This window comes from Psychromonas arctica (genome assembly GCF_036697365.1).
Taxonomy (GTDB): Bacteria; Pseudomonadota; Gammaproteobacteria; order Enterobacterales; family Psychromonadaceae; genus Psychromonas; species Psychromonas arctica_A.
Genome location: NZ_JBAHZA010000023.1, coordinates 1 through 18,361, shown reverse-complemented (window position 1 = coordinate 18,361; position 18,361 = coordinate 1). Strand labels below are relative to the sequence as shown.

11 protein-coding genes are annotated in these 18,361 nt (G+C 35.9%); 9 read left to right on the top strand and 2 right to left on the bottom strand.

The genetic code is table 11. From position 1 onward, the window contains the following. The first annotated feature begins 932 nt into the window (after positions 1-932). From V5290_RS16500 to V5290_RS16480, 5 genes are all read left to right on the top strand, one after another. Complete coding sequence (locus tag V5290_RS16500; RefSeq protein ID WP_333388324.1) at positions 933-2,213, top strand: sodium:proton antiporter; 1,281 nt, start codon at positions 933-935, stop codon at positions 2,211-2,213. Between the two features lie 247 nt (positions 2,214-2,460). Beyond that, complete coding sequence (locus V5290_RS16495) at positions 2,461-4,764, top strand: hypothetical protein (protein ID WP_333388321.1); 2,304 nt, start codon at positions 2,461-2,463, stop codon at positions 4,762-4,764. An 82-nt stretch (positions 4,765-4,846) separates the two neighbouring features. Continuing rightward, complete coding sequence (locus tag V5290_RS16490; RefSeq protein WP_333388318.1) at positions 4,847-5,320, top strand: transcription elongation factor; 474 nt, start codon at positions 4,847-4,849, stop codon at positions 5,318-5,320. 383 nt (positions 5,321-5,703) lie between these two features. Then, positions 5,704-6,621 carry a transporter substrate-binding domain-containing protein gene (locus tag V5290_RS16485; protein ID WP_333388315.1) on the top strand — a complete coding sequence of 306 codons (918 nt, stop codon included), beginning with the start codon at positions 5,704-5,706 and terminating at the stop codon, positions 6,619-6,621. An 11-nt stretch (positions 6,622-6,632) separates the two neighbouring features. Next, entirely contained in the window at positions 6,633-8,957 is a 2,325-nt protein-coding gene (locus V5290_RS16480; protein WP_333388313.1) for a putative bifunctional diguanylate cyclase/phosphodiesterase, read from the top strand. A gap of 47 nt (positions 8,958-9,004) precedes the next feature. Here V5290_RS16480 and V5290_RS16475 read toward each other — a convergent pair whose 3' ends face one another. Continuing rightward, a complete protein-coding gene (locus V5290_RS16475) occupies positions 9,005-9,652 on the bottom strand; it encodes a DsbA family oxidoreductase (RefSeq protein WP_333388310.1) in 648 nt (215 codons plus the stop codon). A gap of 331 nt (positions 9,653-9,983) precedes the next feature. On the opposite strand from V5290_RS16475, the gene V5290_RS16470 reads away from it, so the two are divergent. Together V5290_RS16470 and V5290_RS16465 are read left to right on the top strand one after the other, a co-directional pair. After that, positions 9,984-11,357: an MATE family efflux transporter gene (locus tag V5290_RS16470; protein WP_333388307.1), complete on the top strand. Its 1,374-nt coding sequence runs from the start codon at positions 9,984-9,986 to the stop codon at positions 11,355-11,357. Positions 11,358-11,533: 176 nt separating this feature from the next. Then, positions 11,534-12,580 (top strand): polysaccharide lyase family 7 protein, encoded by a 1,047-nt coding sequence (locus tag V5290_RS16465; RefSeq protein WP_333388304.1) that lies wholly within the window; start codon positions 11,534-11,536, stop codon positions 12,578-12,580. Between the two features lie 104 nt (positions 12,581-12,684). Here the strand turns inward: V5290_RS16465 and V5290_RS16460 are convergent, their stop codons facing one another. After that, positions 12,685-14,835 (bottom strand): MFS transporter, encoded by a 2,151-nt coding sequence (locus V5290_RS16460; RefSeq protein ID WP_333388301.1) that lies wholly within the window; start codon positions 14,833-14,835, stop codon positions 12,685-12,687. Between the two features lie 438 nt (positions 14,836-15,273). Here V5290_RS16460 and poxB point away from each other — a divergent pair, with 438 nt between their 5' ends. Next, complete coding sequence (poxB, locus tag V5290_RS16455) at positions 15,274-16,998, top strand: ubiquinone-dependent pyruvate dehydrogenase (protein ID WP_333388298.1); 1,725 nt, start codon at positions 15,274-15,276, stop codon at positions 16,996-16,998. A 217-nt stretch (positions 16,999-17,215) separates the two neighbouring features. Then, on the top strand, positions 17,216-18,220 hold the full coding sequence (locus V5290_RS16450) for a sulfotransferase (RefSeq protein ID WP_333388296.1): 1,005 nt from the start codon (positions 17,216-17,218) through the stop codon (positions 18,218-18,220). Positions 18,221-18,361: the final 141 nt, after the last annotated feature.

Below are 18,361 nucleotides of genomic sequence, written 5' to 3'. Positions count from 1 at the left end.
AGTAGCAATTAAATTGCTTAATTAAAATGGTCAGTATTTAACGAAATATTTGAGGTCTACAAAATAGGAAAGGGCAGCCGAAGCTGCCCTAATTTAGTCTCACTATCTAGTCCGTGATAGAAGTTGCTCCATGCAAAACATCCTTTTGACTATTGCCATACTAGGCATCCCCTTCCCAAATCCTTTGGGCGTCTTCCTTGTATTACATCCTTATACGATAAACATCCTGCTTATCAATCCAACATCCTGCTGGTCTCTTCCGTGACACATCCCTATTTAATAAACATCCTGCTTATTAACTGCTCCCTATCCTTGGAAGGTGTCCTTTTACATCCTGTAATTCGTCCTTGCTTTTCCTTAATGATAAACTTCCTGCTTATCTAACTTCAATCCTGAAGTATCCTTTTGTCATCCTGACTAGATAAATATTCCTTATTCACCTAATAACAACATCCTGTTGTTTATTGCTTTCCGTCTGCCGATTAACATCCTATTAATCGTCTACGTCCTTGTTTGCGGGAGAAATAGTACGACGCATTAGATGAATAAGACCACTTACAAATTAAATAAATTGATGAAGCAGAGAATGAAAAACGAACTAAACAATATAAATCAATTAGTTAACTAAAATTAAAGTTGAATTAACACCTAAAAATCTTTATTTAAAGTAAGGATCTAGCACATAAGCAATGGTCGATCTCTCACAAACATAAAACAGCTAAAATTAGACATTTGAAAAAGATCACTATATTTAGTGATCAAAATCACAATTAATATGCATAGAAAAAAATTAATGATTCTTCTGTCAGCAATATTTATCGGCCATTTTGGATAAAAAACAATCAAACAAACGCTGTAATAATCAACAAGCCATAGTATTTACTACTAATTAGCATTATATTTACATTTCCTTTACACCTCAGGTTATCACTATGTCCGTTTACGCCACTTTATGCTTCCTCGCAGCAGCTGCAATGCTGATCACTCTAATTAATAGTAAATTAGGAAAATGGCAAAGTACCATCGCCATAACGGCCGGATCTTTATTATTATCATTGATTATTATCATTGCAGGTAAGAATGGTTTTACTCAATTAAGAGAAGTTGCCGTTACTCAATTAACTGAAATAGATTTTGAACATTTTCTGTTAAATGGATTATTGGGTTTTCTATTATTTGCTGGCGGCTTAGGCATTAAGTTAGAAAGTTTAAAAGATCAAAAATGGGAAATCACAGTACTTGCATTAGGGGCTACTCTCTTCTCGACCTTCTTTGTCGGTTTTGTCCTGTATTACATTTGCCAGTTAATTAGCTTACCTCTTGATCTTATATATTGTTTATTATTTGGTGCACTAATTTCGCCGACGGATCCAATCGCTGTGCTTGCCATTGTTAAGAAATTAAATGCGCCGAAACGTATCTCTACTCAAATAGAAGGTGAATCATTATTTAATGATGGTTTTGGCTTGGTCATTTTTGTCACTATTTTCAATATCGCTTTCTCTGGTGAGCCATTAACTGTAAGTAATGTCTCGATGCTATTTTTACACGAGGCAATTGGAGGAATTGTATATGGCTTTGCGCTAGGTCTATTGTTCCATTATTTAATTAGTGCAACCAATGACCATGCAATGGAATTATTATTTACCATTGGTGTACCAACAGCTGGTTATGTATTCGGAGAGCTAATTGGTGTCTCTGCACCTTTAGCAATGGTTGTTGCGGGTATTATGATTGGTAACTGGACAAGAAAAACTGGGTTTTCGGAAGAAAGTAAAGCACAGTTAGACCATTTCTGGGAGTTGGTTGATGAATTCTTAAATGGCCTGTTATTCCTATTGATCGGTTTAAGCATGTTGCAATTCAGCTTCTATCAAGAAGATTGGATTATTATGCTAATTTCTATCCCAGTTGTATTACTAGCACGCTATTTAAGCATTCGCCTATCCTATGTTGGCTTTAACCGTTTCCGTGACTACAACCCATACTCTGTTCGAATTTTAACTTGGGGTGGACTACGCGGTGGTTTAGCACTAGCGATGGCAATGGCTGTTCCTGCTGGTATTTGGGTTATCCCTGAAAAGAACATTGATGTTCGTGAGATCATACTAGTGATGACTTATGGCGTTGTACTATTTTCAATTTTAGTGCAGGGTTCTAGCATTGTTCCGTTAATTAACAAAGCAAAAGACTGGCAAAACAAACAACAATAAATTATTACCTCATCAAGCACTGCTGCTTATTTTAAATGGCAGTGCTTGATGCATCCTTATCATAAACACTTCTTAAGACTTTCCACTCTCCTCAAAATCTAACATTTCTTGATAGCAAAAATTAATAAAATCATTGCGAACAAAAACCAATATTACTGGTCTGATAACAGATTAAGCAAATAACCCATTAAAACCCGAACACTTTATCAGTGTTATTGGTATAACCGTTTTAAAATCAGGAAGAGTCATGTCTAAATCTGCTGAAAAAGCAACCTTGTCCATTGGTGTTCGATTATTTAGCGCATTTCTATTTACTAGCTTGTTGATTAGCGCCATAGCGGTATCTTTTCATTATTATCATAGCCAAACGCAGGCTAAAAATTCGATACTACAAACTTATCAAACAACCGCTGAACAAATTCATCACCGTATCGAACAAAATAAGCAACAAATTTCCGATCAATTAACTGCTTTAACAAATTCGCAGGACCTTACGCGTTATAATAAATTAACCACTAAAAGTATTAATCGATTTGCACAAATGCTAAATAAGCATGAAGGTTACCAATCAATCTCAGTGGGCTTTAAAAATGGTAATTTACAAAAATTAGTTGCATTAGATAAGCCAGGTAGTGCCCAATATATTCATCAAGCGAAAGGAGCGAAATGGTTACTCGTTTCAATTCAAAAAAACAAAACAGATACGACTAAAGAAGAGTTTTATTTTGATGCTAATTTTCATTTTTTAAGTAAGTTTAAAGAAAAGACAACGGGTGATATAACGACCAGTGAATGGTATAAAAATGCACTAGCCCAACCAACTTCGATCACTTCTCAATCTGAAAAAAAAATAATTTATGCTAAAAAAATAAATGCAGACGGTACGGTTGTAGCAATCGAAAGTAGATTGAATCATTACGCAGAGTTTCTCAGCAAGATCGACACTCCTTCTCTTCACAATGAGATGTATTTATTTACAAACAAGGGGCAGCTATTAGCAACATCTGATACCGATAAATGGAAAAACCCAGAGTATTCGCCTTACCCTTTATTATTGAAAATCATTGACTCAAAAATTACAAACCAATTACATGAAGTAAAAATCGGTACGCAGCATTATTATGCCTATTTAACCAATATGATAAGTGAAACTGATGCTTCTAGCTATTTAGCACTGTTAACTCCTAAACAATCAGTCTTATTGCCAAGTATAAAAACACCCGTAAAAATAGCGTTAATCTGCTTAGTATTATCAATCCTATTATCATGGGTGTTTTCTTTGTCGATTAGTAAAGCGATAAAAAGATTAACTAATAGTTTAGAAAGCGCAAAATCGGGAGGATATAAAACCTTCTCGATGAAATCATCCCGTTTTTCAGAGTTCAATACTATTAATACTGCTGTTGTGGAGATGACAGAAACCATTGCGCAACAAAGTGTTAAGCACTCTGAGCGAGCAGCTTTATTTGCCTCACTTAATGCACAAATAATCGATAATAAGTCTCTCTATAACAACAACCAAATTAATCGTAGTCCAGTACTCGCTAAGATATTAGGCATTGCAGTGAGTGATTCTGATTTACCTCAGCTCGCCACTTTCAAACTGTCTACTGAAACAGAACTTAATTTATTTCAAACAACAGCTTGGACACATTTATACCGGAGTTTAAGCACAGCAGAGATGGTTAATAAAGGCAGTAAATTGGATACTCCTTATAATCTCATACATGAAATAAGAATGCGCTTTGAAGTATTATGGAGAGATGCTGAAATTAACTATTATCAGCAGAGTCGGGCTAACCCAGAACTCAATAATCCATTAAAGGAAAAGTTAATTAAAGAGCAATTACAACTAATGCGAGATTTTGAATTTATAGCAAAAGTAAATCAAGGACGCGATAAACTAAACAGTCAAGATCTAGCTCGATTACAACAATTAAGCGAAAAAACATGGCTACGCTATTTCGATAAAAGTTTAGGTTTATCGGCGCTTGAAGCGTTGCACACCAGCCCTAAAAAACAAAGACTACCTGCAACTGAATTATTATTAAATCAACAACAAGCTGAGATGGTTGACTTAAATCTAGACATTAAAGCAGAACTAACTAATCTATCTATTGAACTCGGTACTGCAACTAAAGAACAACAAAAACAAGCACAGCAACAATTAAATTCAATCAATGCCATGTTAGGTGAACTATCAAATAATAAAGATAGCTGCGCTGTAATTGATTTGTCCATTTACCATGACAGCCTGCATGCCGTGCCTTACCCTAAAAATACAACACAGGCAGATCTATCGATTACTGAACATGTCCTATTACTTAGCGATATATTTGTTACTTTAACATCAGTTAATAACCCAATTAAATCAATATTATCTCTAAGTGAGGCGATTGATGTGCTGCATCGAATTACCTTAGACAAGCATATTGAAGCAACAATATTTAAGTTATTCTTAACCAGTGGCGCTTATCAAAAATATGCGCAACAGTATTTACATACTTCACAAATCGACTCGGTAAATATTGATAAATACCTAAATGATTAAGATAAATTAAAGTATTCAGCAATCATTTATTAAATAGGCTAGGTATAATCCCGCAAAACAACTCCTATTTAGTGGTATAAAAATGAATAAAATTCAGCTACATCAACAGCTCATGACATACTTACAAACTCAATTAAAGAATGCTCAAGTAGCCGCTAAAAGTGCACATGAAACCGCGACTAATGAAGAAAATATTGCGGAAAATAAATACGACACACTGGCATTAGAAGCTGCTTATCTTGCTCACGGGCAATCTCAACGAGCGCTAAAATGCCAAGCAGATATCGATGCATGCATAAGCTTACCGCTGGCGAATTCAGTTAAAGGCGCATTAGGAGCTTTAGTTGTATTAGTCGATGAAAATGAGCAGGCAAAGTATTTATTTGTATGCCCTGTTGCAGGCGGTGTAAAATTAAGGTGGCAGGAGCATACAGTACTAGTTGTCACGCCAGAATCTCCGATGGGTAGTATTTTGATAGATAAACACGCCGATGAACAAGTAAATATAACGATTAATGATAAAACCCATGATTACGATATTTTACAAATTATATGAATTAACTATCTTGCATTAAACGTCTCTCCATAGAAAAAGCTAAATTAACCACGCTCCCCCTAGTTAAGAATAAACTAATACCTTGCGCTACAATAAGTACTTAACAATAAAAATAACACTAAGTATCTGAAGTAAGTGATCTAAATTTTGTGCAGAAAAATAACTTAGCTTAAGGCATAATATGAACTGAGTAGCTGCTTTATTCTATAAAAAGCACAATGAAGAATTAAATTATTTTAACAAGTAAAATAGAGCCGTTAACAAGTGCGATTAGCCTAATATAAATAGGTTTATCCAAAAGATGAAAAATACTTAACAACACCGTATTACGTTATGATAATCCAAGTAAGACGAAAAACGTCCTTACATTCAAAGGTCTTTTTATGGCAAATTTCAAATCAATTTATCTTGTTATCACTCTTCTCTCATTATCTCTTTATAGTCACTATAGCCATTCGCGAGATCTAGAAGAGATAAAAAAAAGCGGTGTTTTACGCCATATCGGCATTCCCTATGCAAATTTTATTAACATATATAGAGGCGGTGAAACCCCTATCATTACCGGTTTAGATGTTGAGTTAATGAAAGGATTCGCCAAAAAGCTGGGGTTAAAGTACCAATTCGTTGAAGCAACTTGGCATAACTCAATGATATTACTGACGGGCTACAATGCACATTTTGTGAATGAAGTCGTAGTTAAAGGGCATGTTCAACACGAAATAAAAGGTGATCTATTAGCTGCAGGCACAACAATACTGCCTTGGAGAAAAGAAGTTGTAGACTTTTCTACAGCATACTTTCCTTCAGCAGTTTGGTTAATGGCAAGATCAGACTCTTCCCTTTCTCCTATCACCCCTTCTGGCTCGATTAAACAAGATATTCAAATAGTAAAAAGTTTGTTACAAGGCCGTAAAGTATTGGCAATGAAACAAACTTGTTTAGATCCTGATCTTTATGATTTATATAACACTGGAGCTAAGATTATATTACCAGTCTCAGAAAGAAAACTCAGCGAAATGATTCCAGCTATATTAAATAACGATGCCGAACTAACATTACTTGACGTTACAGATATATTAATCGCTTTAGAGAAATGGCCAGGTAAAATTAAAGTGATTGGTCCTATCTCAGAGGACCAAGAGATGGGGGTCATGTTTAGAAAAGACTCACCAAATCTACGGAAAGCATTTAATATGTATCTCCAAGAAATACAAGACAGTGGTGAATACTATTCGCTAATAAAAAAATATTATCCTTCTGTTTTTCATTTCTATCCTAGTTTTTTTAACGAAAAACCATAATAAGGATGCCTATGTCTCGTTGGTTTACTAAAAAAAATACCCTGGTTATCGCAAGTGCGATGCTTGCAGGATACCTATTGCTTATTTTAACAGTAACCAATTTAGGGCAAAATAAGCTTGAAGAGTCACGGGACAATGAACTGCATTTGAGAATTAGTCATTACGGTGAACTTTTAAGTAATTATTTTAAACTCGCTAAACATAACTCATCAATGATAGTACAAGATAAAGCTATCATTACATTTTTTGGCAACAAAAGCTCTGGTATGTCAATGACTTATGGTTTAGGAGCAAGTCTTTTCAATCTTAGAGATTTAATAAACAAACAATTGATCTACCCACAAGATAAATTAACACCAGTGTTCTCACGACTCACGTTAATTGAATTAGATCAAAGTATCATTGCAGATAGTGAAAATAAAATACCATTTAACTATCAAGGTATTGATATTTCATATTTTAAAAAATCACCGCAAACATTGTTCATTGCTAAAGTCGATGATGATTTAGCTATTCGCTTATCAACCACGGTTTACTTCCATAACAGTCCTATTGCTTTATTAATTGCAGAATTTAACAAAGAACAAATAATCTCTTTATTGACTGCTTTAGAGTATGAAGGCAGTGGAAGCCATATCACGCTTCGAAGCAGGAAAGGTGATCTATTTATATGGGATTCTTTAGATACCGCTTCATATGCAGAGAAAACGCATGCACATCAAGACTTAATGCATAGTTTTCATCTAAAAGAAGAAATAATAGGTGCCCCCTTTATCATTGAAGCGTGGTTCGAAAATATAAACGATAACGACTTATTCACCTCTAAATGGTTTGTTGTTGTTATTTCTTTATTAGCTATACCTGTATTTTTAAGTTTATATTACCTGTTCTATATTGAGCATAAAAATGCTCAACTTCATCACCAAATTATTAATTCTAAAAAACGACGAAAAGAGTTATCTAAACATAATACCGAGCTCGAATGTGAAATTAAAAAACGTCAATTATCAGAGCAAAAGTTAGCTTATCAAGCAACACATGATTCGTTAACCGGACTTCCAAACAGAAGTTACAGTTTAGAAAAGCTAAACCATGCGATCGCACATTCACAACGCACACAAAAAAAAGTGCTTCTCATGTACATAGATCTCGATAACTTTAAGCAGGTTAATGATACTTTAGGGCATGCTGCTGGGGATGAGATATTAATCGAAACCAGTCGTCGACTGAGCTCAGCATTACGTAAAACAGACACTGTTGCACGATTAAGCGGTGATGAATTTATGGTCATCATTAATGACTTAGAGGGGTATGAACAAGCAACAGAAATTGCATTTAAGATGCATTATCTTTTTGATCAGCCTTTCCAAATCGATAAACACCTATTTCATACCTCAAGTAGTATTGGACTGGCGATTTATCCTGATGATACAGATAATGCAGAAACACTTTTAAAATGTGCCGATATGGCATTATATAAAGTTAAAGGAAATGGTCGTAAAAACTTTAGTTTCTACGAAGCTAAAATGAATGATGAAGTAAATCGTAAGGTAGCAATTAACCTTCGATTGCATGCAGCTATTAAAGAAAATAGTCTAGAAATGTACTACCAACCATTAATTAACTTAAAAACACAAAAAATAATAGGCGCAGAAGCACTAATGCGCTGGACTGATAGCGAACTTGGCTTTGTTCCTCCAGATGAGTTTATTGCAATAGCAGAAAAAAATAATTTGATAGAACAACTTGGTAGCTTTGCTTTAAATACTGCAGTACATCAAGCAGCTAAATGGCAAAAAATTACACCAATGCAAATTGCAGTCAATTTTTCCAGTGTGCAGTTTAGAAACTGTAAGCAATTGTTAAATGATATAGAAAATGTACTGAATACATCTGCACTTCCCCCTGAGCGTTTAGACGTAGAAGTAACAGAAAGCTTGATTATCAATCAAGAGGGGGAATTATTTGATATGCTACAAACCTTACGAAGCATGGGTGTAGAGCTAAGTATTGATGATTTTGGTACTGGTTATTCCGCCTTAAGTTACCTACAAAAATTTGCTTTCACTAAACTAAAAATAGATCGTGGATTTATCATGAACCTATCAGAAAATGAAGCAGATCAGTCTCTTGTGATGGCGATTGTTGCGATGGCTAAAGCATTAAATTTAAAAGTAGTTGGTGAAGGAATAGAAACAAAATCGCAAATGAAATTTCTTAACAAGATAGATTGTGAAATTGGCCAAGGTTACTTATTTAGTAAACCGTTACCAGCAGATCAATTTGAAGAATTATTGAAAGATCCAGACGCAATACAAAAACTAATCAACGGATAACAATAGGTTATAATCGTCACTTCCAGTTATAACCTATTTATCTAATATTAGCCTTCAGCTAATAACTCAGTAATCACCTGTTTATAAGCTTCCACTGGCTGTGCCCCAGATAATGCACTTTGACGGTTGAAGACAACCGTTGGTACAGCAGAAATGCCTAAACCTTGCCAATACCTCTCATGTTCGACGACTTGATTAGTATACTCAGAGCTTGTCAAACGGGCAGAAGCTTCTTCATTGTTTAGGCCTATTTTAGCTATTTCATCTAATAATGTTTCACGGTTAGAGACATCTTTTTGGTCAGTAAATGCTGCGCTAAATAGCGCCAATTTGAATTCTGTTTGTTTACCTTTTTCATGAGCGTATTCTAATAAAACATGAGCATCTCTCGTGTTAACTATTTTCATCTCCTCGAAGAAGTTAAAAGTGAAATCAACTTCAGCACCACGTTGAGCGATATTAATACGCGCTTGGTTACTTTCTTCCAATGACGACCCATACTTTTCAGCAACATGTTCACGTAAGTTTTGTCCTTCCGTAGGCATGTTAGGGTTTAACTCAAAAGGTTGCCATTGCAACTCGATTTGTTCTTGAACACCTAATTCATCGATGGCTTTTTGTAAATTTTTGTAGCCAATAATGCACCACGGACAAACAACATCTGAAACGATATCCAATTGAATTTTTTTACTCATGATTACCTCTTTTGTAGTCAATCAGTCTTATATACAGCGACTTTATATATTTATACTTTCACACTATAACTGTATAAGAACGATCGTTCAAATTAATCTAAACACGGATATGAAATAGACTATAGCTTCACAATGTCGGACTAAGTAAATTGATCAACTCAATAATAAAATAGTACAATAATACTTTAATAGCATAAATTTGAATTATCTCGCTTTCTTTATCAACATAAAATCACCTCTATAATAATTGAAATATATGTTACCAATAGTCTGTTTTCATTAATTACGTTCAATCGTTATGACAACGTAAGTATTAAGTTAAAGGTGTTCAGTGTCTTCCCAATCCTACATAAAAAATAATTTTGCACTCGCTTGGCCTCTCGCCTTAAATGGTTTATTAATGCAGTCGATGTTAATGATAGACACCTTATTAGTATCTCCTTTAGGTGAAATACCATTAGCTGCGATCGGTATTGCGACAACTATTGTTGCCGCTGTATTAGGTATTCAAATGGCGTTAGCCAACGGGACACAGTTAGTATTAAGCCGTGCTGTTGGAGCGAGAAATCAAAACTCATTAAATAAAGGTTTCTGGTCAGGTTTTTTTATAAACGGCGGTGTAGCAATACTATTTTGGATAATATTAACGGTTTTTGATCGCCCTTTAATTGGGCTATTAACTGATAATATTAACTTGCATCAAGAGATTGCAGATTACCTTAACATATCAAAATATATCATTTTATTTACTGCTATCACTCAGGTAATGATTGCACTATTTAATGGCCTTGGTAAAACCAAAGTTCCCTTTAAAGGTTACCTTATTGAACTCCCTGTTAATGCAATCTTATCTTACTTATTAATTCATGGTTATCACCTTTCAGAAGGATTAAACAGTGACGGTCTAGGGGTTCAAGGTGCCGCTATCGGCAGTGTTATAGCAATTACTGTACGTATGATCTATTTAGGTTTATACATGCATCTTGAACCTGACTTCATTTTTTCGCGACCTAAAAATGATGCCAATATGTTGGCTAATATACGTGCCCATTTTATCGAGATATTCCCTATTGCAGCCAATGTTACTATTCTGTTAATTGGCGCGACTATTTATCAATTACTATATTCTCAGCTAGCAATTAGTGCTTATGTAGCAATTACTTTAGTAATGCCCTGGATTCGAGCGGGTACACAATTTATAGCTGCTTGGTCTCATTCCTCAGCGATCACCGTGAGCCAGGCTATAGGCTCTAAAAAGATGGATGATTTAGTTAAAAATGTTGATACCAGTATTGATATTGCAGTGATTATTTCCGTTTTATGCGCACTGTTATTTGGAGTGTTGAGTTTATTTATGAATCAAATCTACCCTGATTTAGATGAATCGACTTATCAAGCTTTAGCGATTATTGCCCCACTATATATCTTTTTGCCGATAGTACGTGGCTACAATACTGTACATGGCAATATTTTACGTGCCGTAGGCTTAACCACAGCAGTTTTCAAAATTAATTTTACTGGTCAATGGGTTATCTCTATTCCTTTGTGTGCTTTTCTTATTTTAGGTTTAGATGCTTCTATCTTTTGGGCCTTTGCAATACAGCCTTTTGAAGAAATAGTAAAAGCACTTCCATTTCGACAACTTGCTAGAAAATCCTTAAAAGAATTTGATTCAGAAAAAGCACAAAAGTTAATGTATGACTAAAAATAAGAATGAGATCAAAGTCTCATAAAACTGCGGCCTTAAGTTAAAATATATGATCTCATCATTAGATCTGTTTATTCCTATGTGATCAACTAAGCACATCCAACCTATTGAGCTTTTGTTCATCTTTTAGCTGATTATTATGTGTGACAATATTACATAATGAGGTGATGAAAATGAAAAACAAACTAATGATTGCTGGATCTATCTTACTCACTCTACCTACAGTCGCTTTAGCTGATGTAGCAGGTAATGGAGTATCGTATCCAGTTCCTGCTGATAAATTTGATATGACTAACTGGAAAATAACGATTCCGGCAGATATCAATAAAGACGGTAAAGTAGACGAGATTGAAGGTGTAGCAATGATGAGCTACTCCCATGAAGATTTTTTCTTCTTAGATAAAGATGGCAATATGGTGTTTGAAGTACAAAATAAAGCCGTTACCACTAAAAACTCTAAAAATGCACGCTCTGAATTACGCCAAATGCCACGAGGAGCAAAATTCGATATTGATACTGCAGCTCCATTAAATAACTTTGCACTAGAAAGTAATACGCACGCAGCTGATTACAGTAAAGTCGGTGGAACATTAGAAGCAACATTAAAAGTAAACCATGTATCTGAACATGCAAAATTCCCAGAAAGACCAGCAGCGCATTCTGTAGTGGTTGGGCAAATTCATGCTAAAAAATATAATGACCAAATTAAAGCTAAAACAGGCTTTGGACACGGTAATGAACCACTAAAAATATTTTTTAAGAAATTTCCAGGTCATAAATATGGTTCAGTATTCTGGAACTATGAACGTAACTTAGCGAAGAAAGATCCGAACCGCGCTGATATTGCTTACCCGGTATGGGGTAACACATGGGAAAACCTAGAAGAGCCTGGTGAAGCAGGTATTAAAATGGGTGAAGAGTTTAGTTATGTTGTAGATGTAAAAGGAAACATTATGCATCTAACTTTCACTACTGCTCGCCATAAAGATGTAACTTACAGCATCGACCTAAGCAAAGGAGTTGATGAAAAAGATTCTCCAACAGGTTATGCACAAGACGCTTTCTACTTCAAAGCTGGCGCATATGGACAATGTAGTGTTAATGATACACACCCTGTTTGGGGTCCAGGTTGTGCTGGTACAGGTGACTTTGCCGTTGATAAAAAGAATGGCGATTATAATAGTGTCACTTTTTCTGCACTTAAGCTTAATGGAAAATAAAAAGTTGTTAGCTAATATTTTTTAAGCAATCTTTACCGATATTTAATTGAAAGCCAACTTAATAAAAGTTGGCTTTTATTTATTATTTAAGACCTTATGTGACGCTATTTCTCATTATTAGATTCTATTGTCTGCACTTGCACTGCATCCAGCAACTGTTCTTCAATGGTATTTTCTTCTGGTTTATCATCGATTGAAGCCGTTAATTCGCCTTCATCTAACGAATCTGACTCTTGCAATATTTCTACCATATCTGACGCAACCTCAGGGACAGAATCAATAATAGTGCTAGCGACATCAACAGCATATTCAGGCATATTTTCTACTACATGAGATAAGTAATCACTGACCGCCTCTTCGATATTTTCAGTGGTTTCAGTTGTTGGCTGTTGTTCATTTTCATTATCGACTAAATTACTCACATAAACTTCAGCAACTGCATTAGAAGACTCCGGCAATGCTTCAGACACCGTTAAAGCTAGCTCAGCAGAGTGCTCAGGAGAAATATCACTTAAACGAGTATATAAGTCTGCGGCAGTTTGTTCCGATGCTGCAGCGCTCCTATCAACGGGACGCATTTCATCTAAAGAATCAGAAAATTCAGTCATATACTGCTCTGTCATTTCAAGTAATACCGCAGGATCTTCGTCAGACATATTTTCTGCAGCATATTCCATCACCCCAATACCGTTATCAGGCATTGCATTGGCAATAGCCACAATAATATCTGCTAATTGATCAGGATGATCTGTTGTGATCCAGTCCACCAGCTCTTCAGCTTGTTCAGGAGATGCCGTCGTTAATGCCTCTGCAATATGTACTGTCATTTCAGGAGCAGCAGTGGTGATCGCAGCATATAACTTGGCAATATTAATCTCTTCAATTGTACTAAGCGCTGCAGCTAAGTGGGTTGCATTTTCAGGATCTTTAGCAGCAATCGCTTTGGCCATGTTAACCGCAATACCTGGATTTTTAGTGGCTAGACTAACCGCAACATCAACTTCTGCACTCTGTTCAAAAGCAGGTTCAACATAATCTGTTCGCGGATCAAGCTCGGATACCACACCGGATGGCGTTTGCATGACAAAGTTATCTTGATCTTCCTGCGGTAAAGCGGCGCGTTGTTTCATTCGTAATAAAATAAACGCTAGCAAAGTAAATGCAAAAATAACAATAAAGCTAAATAACGCATCATTCCCAAACCATTGCATCGCCTTTGAAGCTAAAAAAGGCCCTGTAATGCTGCCTAATGCATAAATGAATAATAATGAAGCCATCGCAGATAGAATTTGTTCTTTCACCACTTTATCAAAGGTTTCAGACATACTCATTGGATATAAACAAGCGACCACGCCAGTAATTATTGCTATTGATAATAAGCTGAAATAGAAAAAATTCAGGGCCATTAACACGGGTATTAATACCGCTGAAGCAATAATCATTAAGACCATACCTAGCATTATTTTTCGGCGATCAAAATTGTCAGATAAATAAGCGACAGGAAACTGTAATAGAATCGCGCCGATGATCGCAGAGCCCATAAAAATAGACAGGTTAAATCCTTGGATGCCATTATCATTAGCCACAATCGGCAACATGTTCAGTAATGCTGAGTAAAAGACACCACAATAAAAGCAACTCACTACACCAAGAGGAGAAAGTTTAATAATTGTCATCAATGACATTGATTCACTATCTTCAATTACAGGTCCCTGCTGTTTACTAATTACGATCGGCGTGATCGCCAAGCTTAATAAAATGCCGGAGATAACAAATAAAGTCATGGTATCAATGGGTGCAACATTGATTAAAAACTGCCCTAAAAACTGTGCACTCATGATCACCATTTGATTAATCGACAGTATTCTTCCTCGATTTTTTTCCGTTGCGCTAAAACTCAACCAACTATCCAAAGTGGCATTAGTACAAGCGATACAAAACCCAGTAATAATGCGCATTACAGCAAGGGTTATTGGATCAGGAAATAACCCGGATAATAAAATAGCAACAGAAGTTAAACTACCACACATTGCAAATATTCGAATGTGCCCTACACGTTGTAGCAGTTTACGACTGTAATAGGAGCCTACTAAAAAGCCTACTGACAGCATCGATAAAACCAAACCGATATTATCAACACTAACGCCATCACTTTGCATGCGAACAGGTAATAATATGTTGCTTAAGCCATAACCTGTCATTAATAAAAAACAGCTCATCAGCAATAAAAAAAGAGGTTTAATAGTTGTTATCACGGAGTGGCTCTCTATTAGTAGTGGTCAATACCTAAATAAACAAAGAGAAGCTCATCAAGGATGGGTAATAAAAATACCTATTTCAAATGTAATAGGTGAGAAGTTGAATATAAAGGAAAAATACGTCATAAAAAAGGTAAACGTAACATCATTTTATACAATTCTTTAAAAGAATAATTCTCTATCTAGTAAAACGCTTCTATCGAATATTCAATGATAATGATTCTAAAATTGCTACTAACTAGCTTTAACAGCTCGAAAAACGACCAACTTTATTCTAAAAAACTAAATATTATCAAAAGAAAAATGTGATCTAGATCTTGAAAAACTAACGAATCAAGAGGATGATAATTATATATGTCATTTTTTAAATAAAAATAATATAAGTACCAATCAAAGGTTTTATCCTTTAAATCCAATACTGAGGAGTATATTAATATGAGCCAAAGTATCGCAAGTTTTATAACTCAAACCCTAGACCAAGCTGGAATAGAACGTATATGGGGAGTAACTGGCGATTCACTCAATGGAATAAGTGATAGTTTACGAAAAATGGGTAATATCGAATGGCTAGGAACTCGCCATGAAGAAGCCGCAGCTTTTGCTGCTGGTGCTGAAGCCCATGTATCAGGAAAATTAGCTGTCTGTGCAGGCTCTTGTGGCCCAGGCAATCTTCACTTAATTAACGGTTTATTTGATTGTCATCGCAATAAAGTACCCGTGTTAGCCATTGCCGCTCATATCCCCTCTTCTGAAATAGGTAGTCAATACTTTCAAGAGACACACCCACAGGAACTATTCAAAGAATGCAGCGTATTTTGTGAATTAGTATCCAACCCAGAACAAATGCCTTATTTATTAGAAACAGCGATGCGCCAAGCTATTTTACATAATGATGTCAGCGTATTGGTATTACCTGGCGATGTAGCATTGAAAGCAATGCCCGAAGGTATCTCAGCAAAATGGAATCACCCAAAGCCTGCCACTTATATGCCAGCAACATCAGATATTAATACCATGGCAGATCAACTCAACAGCAGTAAAAATATAACATTATTATGTGGTGCAGGTTGTAAAGATGCACATGACGAAGTAGTTGCTCTAGCAGAAAAGCTACAGGCGCCCATAGTACATGCGATGCGCGGTAAAGAGTTCCTTGAATATAATAATCCATATGATGTTGGTATGACCGGACTGATAGGTTTTTCATCGGGTTATCATGCAATGGCTGAAGCGGATACATTATTAATGATTGGCACTAGCTTTCCCTACAAAGCCTTTTATCCTAAAAACAGCACTATTTTACAGATTGATAATCAACCAGCCTCATTAGGTCGACATGTGCAAGTTGATCACAGCGTGTTAGGTGATGCCCAAACGACGATCAGCGCCTTACTCCCGCAGTTAAAAGGAGGTCGAAATAGCCAACACCTTGAGAAGTGTCTAAAACACTACAAATCATCTCGTGCCGATTTAGATCTATTAGCTAATGGTAAAACCTCTCATGATTTAATTCATCCACAATATTTAACCCGTTTGCTCGATGAACAAGCCAGCGAAGATGCTATTTTTACCTGTGATGTAGGCACACCTACTGTATGGGCTGCACGTTATCTCACCATGAATGGGAAGCGTAGAATCCTAGGCTCTTTTAATCATGGTTCGATGGCCAATGCCTTATCACAAGCGATGGGCGCACAATCACTAGATCGAAATCGACAAATTATTGCCATGTGCGGAGATGGAGGGTTTTCTATGTTAATGGGTGATTTATTATCGCTTAAACAACTTAACCTCCCCATTAAAATCATCGTTTATAATAACCGTTCATTGGGATTTGTAGCGATGGAGATGAAAGCCAGTGGTTATCTCTCTGACGATACGGACTTAGATAATCCAAGTTTTGCCAATATAGCAGAGGCTTGTGGTATCAAAGGTATTCGTGTCGATGACCCTAAACAACTGCCTAAAGCCATGTCCAATATGATGGAGCACAAAGGCCCAGTTGTATTAGAAGTTGAAACTGCAAAGCAAGAACTAGCGATGCCTCCACAAATTAAGCTAGAACAAGCCAAAGGCTTTAGTTTATATATGATGAAAGCCTTAATTAACGGTAAAGGTAATGAAATTATAGAGCTCAGTAAAACTAACTGGATACGTTAGCTTTAACTATTTCCCGCTCAACAACTAAAGTAGAGCTTCTAATAAGTTCCTTAACTAATTTATTAGAAGCTCGCATTCTGTATATCTTACCAAATATAAAGCCTCTAACTTTTATTAACGACTTATTATTTAATTACCAATTTTTAATCAGGTATGATGCATATAATAAAATTCATTTAGTCTAACCGTGATGTAAACAAAGAGGTTTTATATTTATATGGAAAGTAAAAAGTCACCACTATTTATTGTTGGCATTACTCGTTCAGGCACAACTATCTCACATGACATGGTAATGCAAGCTTGCCCTGAAGCCGTTGATTTAACATCTGATGATGATTTTGAATGCCGTAATTTTTGGCAAGCGTTTGGTTTAACCATAGGCTCAAGAAGAACTGGAACTCTCTGTGAGTGTGCTACTGAAGATGATATAGATCCTGTTTCAAAAGAAGCAATTCAGAACTATGTTGCTTCACGCCACGCGCAAGGCGGGATTATTACAAAAAACCCTCATCTACTAAATAAAATCAGTTATGTGGCTAACATTTTACCGGATGCAAAATTTGTCTTAATTGTGCGTGACATAATGGGAGTAGTGGCGAGTGAAAAAGTAGGGTTTAATGATGCCTACCAAGGTGATGAAGACACCCCTCCCTACGTGCATTATTGGCCAGATACCAAGTTACCCTGTTGGAGCTATGTAAAATGTGATGACAAACAACATCAACTTACCAAGCCTAACTTTTTACTTACCATCAAGACAATGATTAAAAGAGTGATTGTTAATTTAAAAAACAAATCATTGAATGAACCAGGAAAAGTCTTACCTCACCAAAAGTTCTATGACTTCTACCAATCTCATCCGGATAAAACACGTTACTACCCTGGTGAAGGTTTTCATCGAATTCCAGAGTCTTGGATAACACTAAACTTCAATGCCATAAATCAACTTAAACAATTAGATAATTCTCGTTGGATGACCATCGCTTATAATCACTTAGTTGATGACACCAAAGGGGTGGTGAGTAACATGCTAACCTTTGCAGGGTGCGACGCTCCAGGGCTAGATAACTTACCCACTCAGTTGAATAAATCTTCGGCAGATAAGTGGCGTAAAAACTTATCAATCGAAGAGCAAGAAACGGTGAAAGCTATCGTCAAAAGGAATCAACAGAGCTTCGAAACCATATGTAATGTAGTTGGTACTAATATGCTTGTAGATTAATACAATTATTATAGACTTTACTTTGAGTTCAATTATACCAATTGCATTAAATAAGTGATCTAAATTTTGCGCAGGAAAAATGACTTAGTTTAAGGCGTAACTTAAGCCTTTCGACGATTAACTTCGTTAATAGTCTATCGG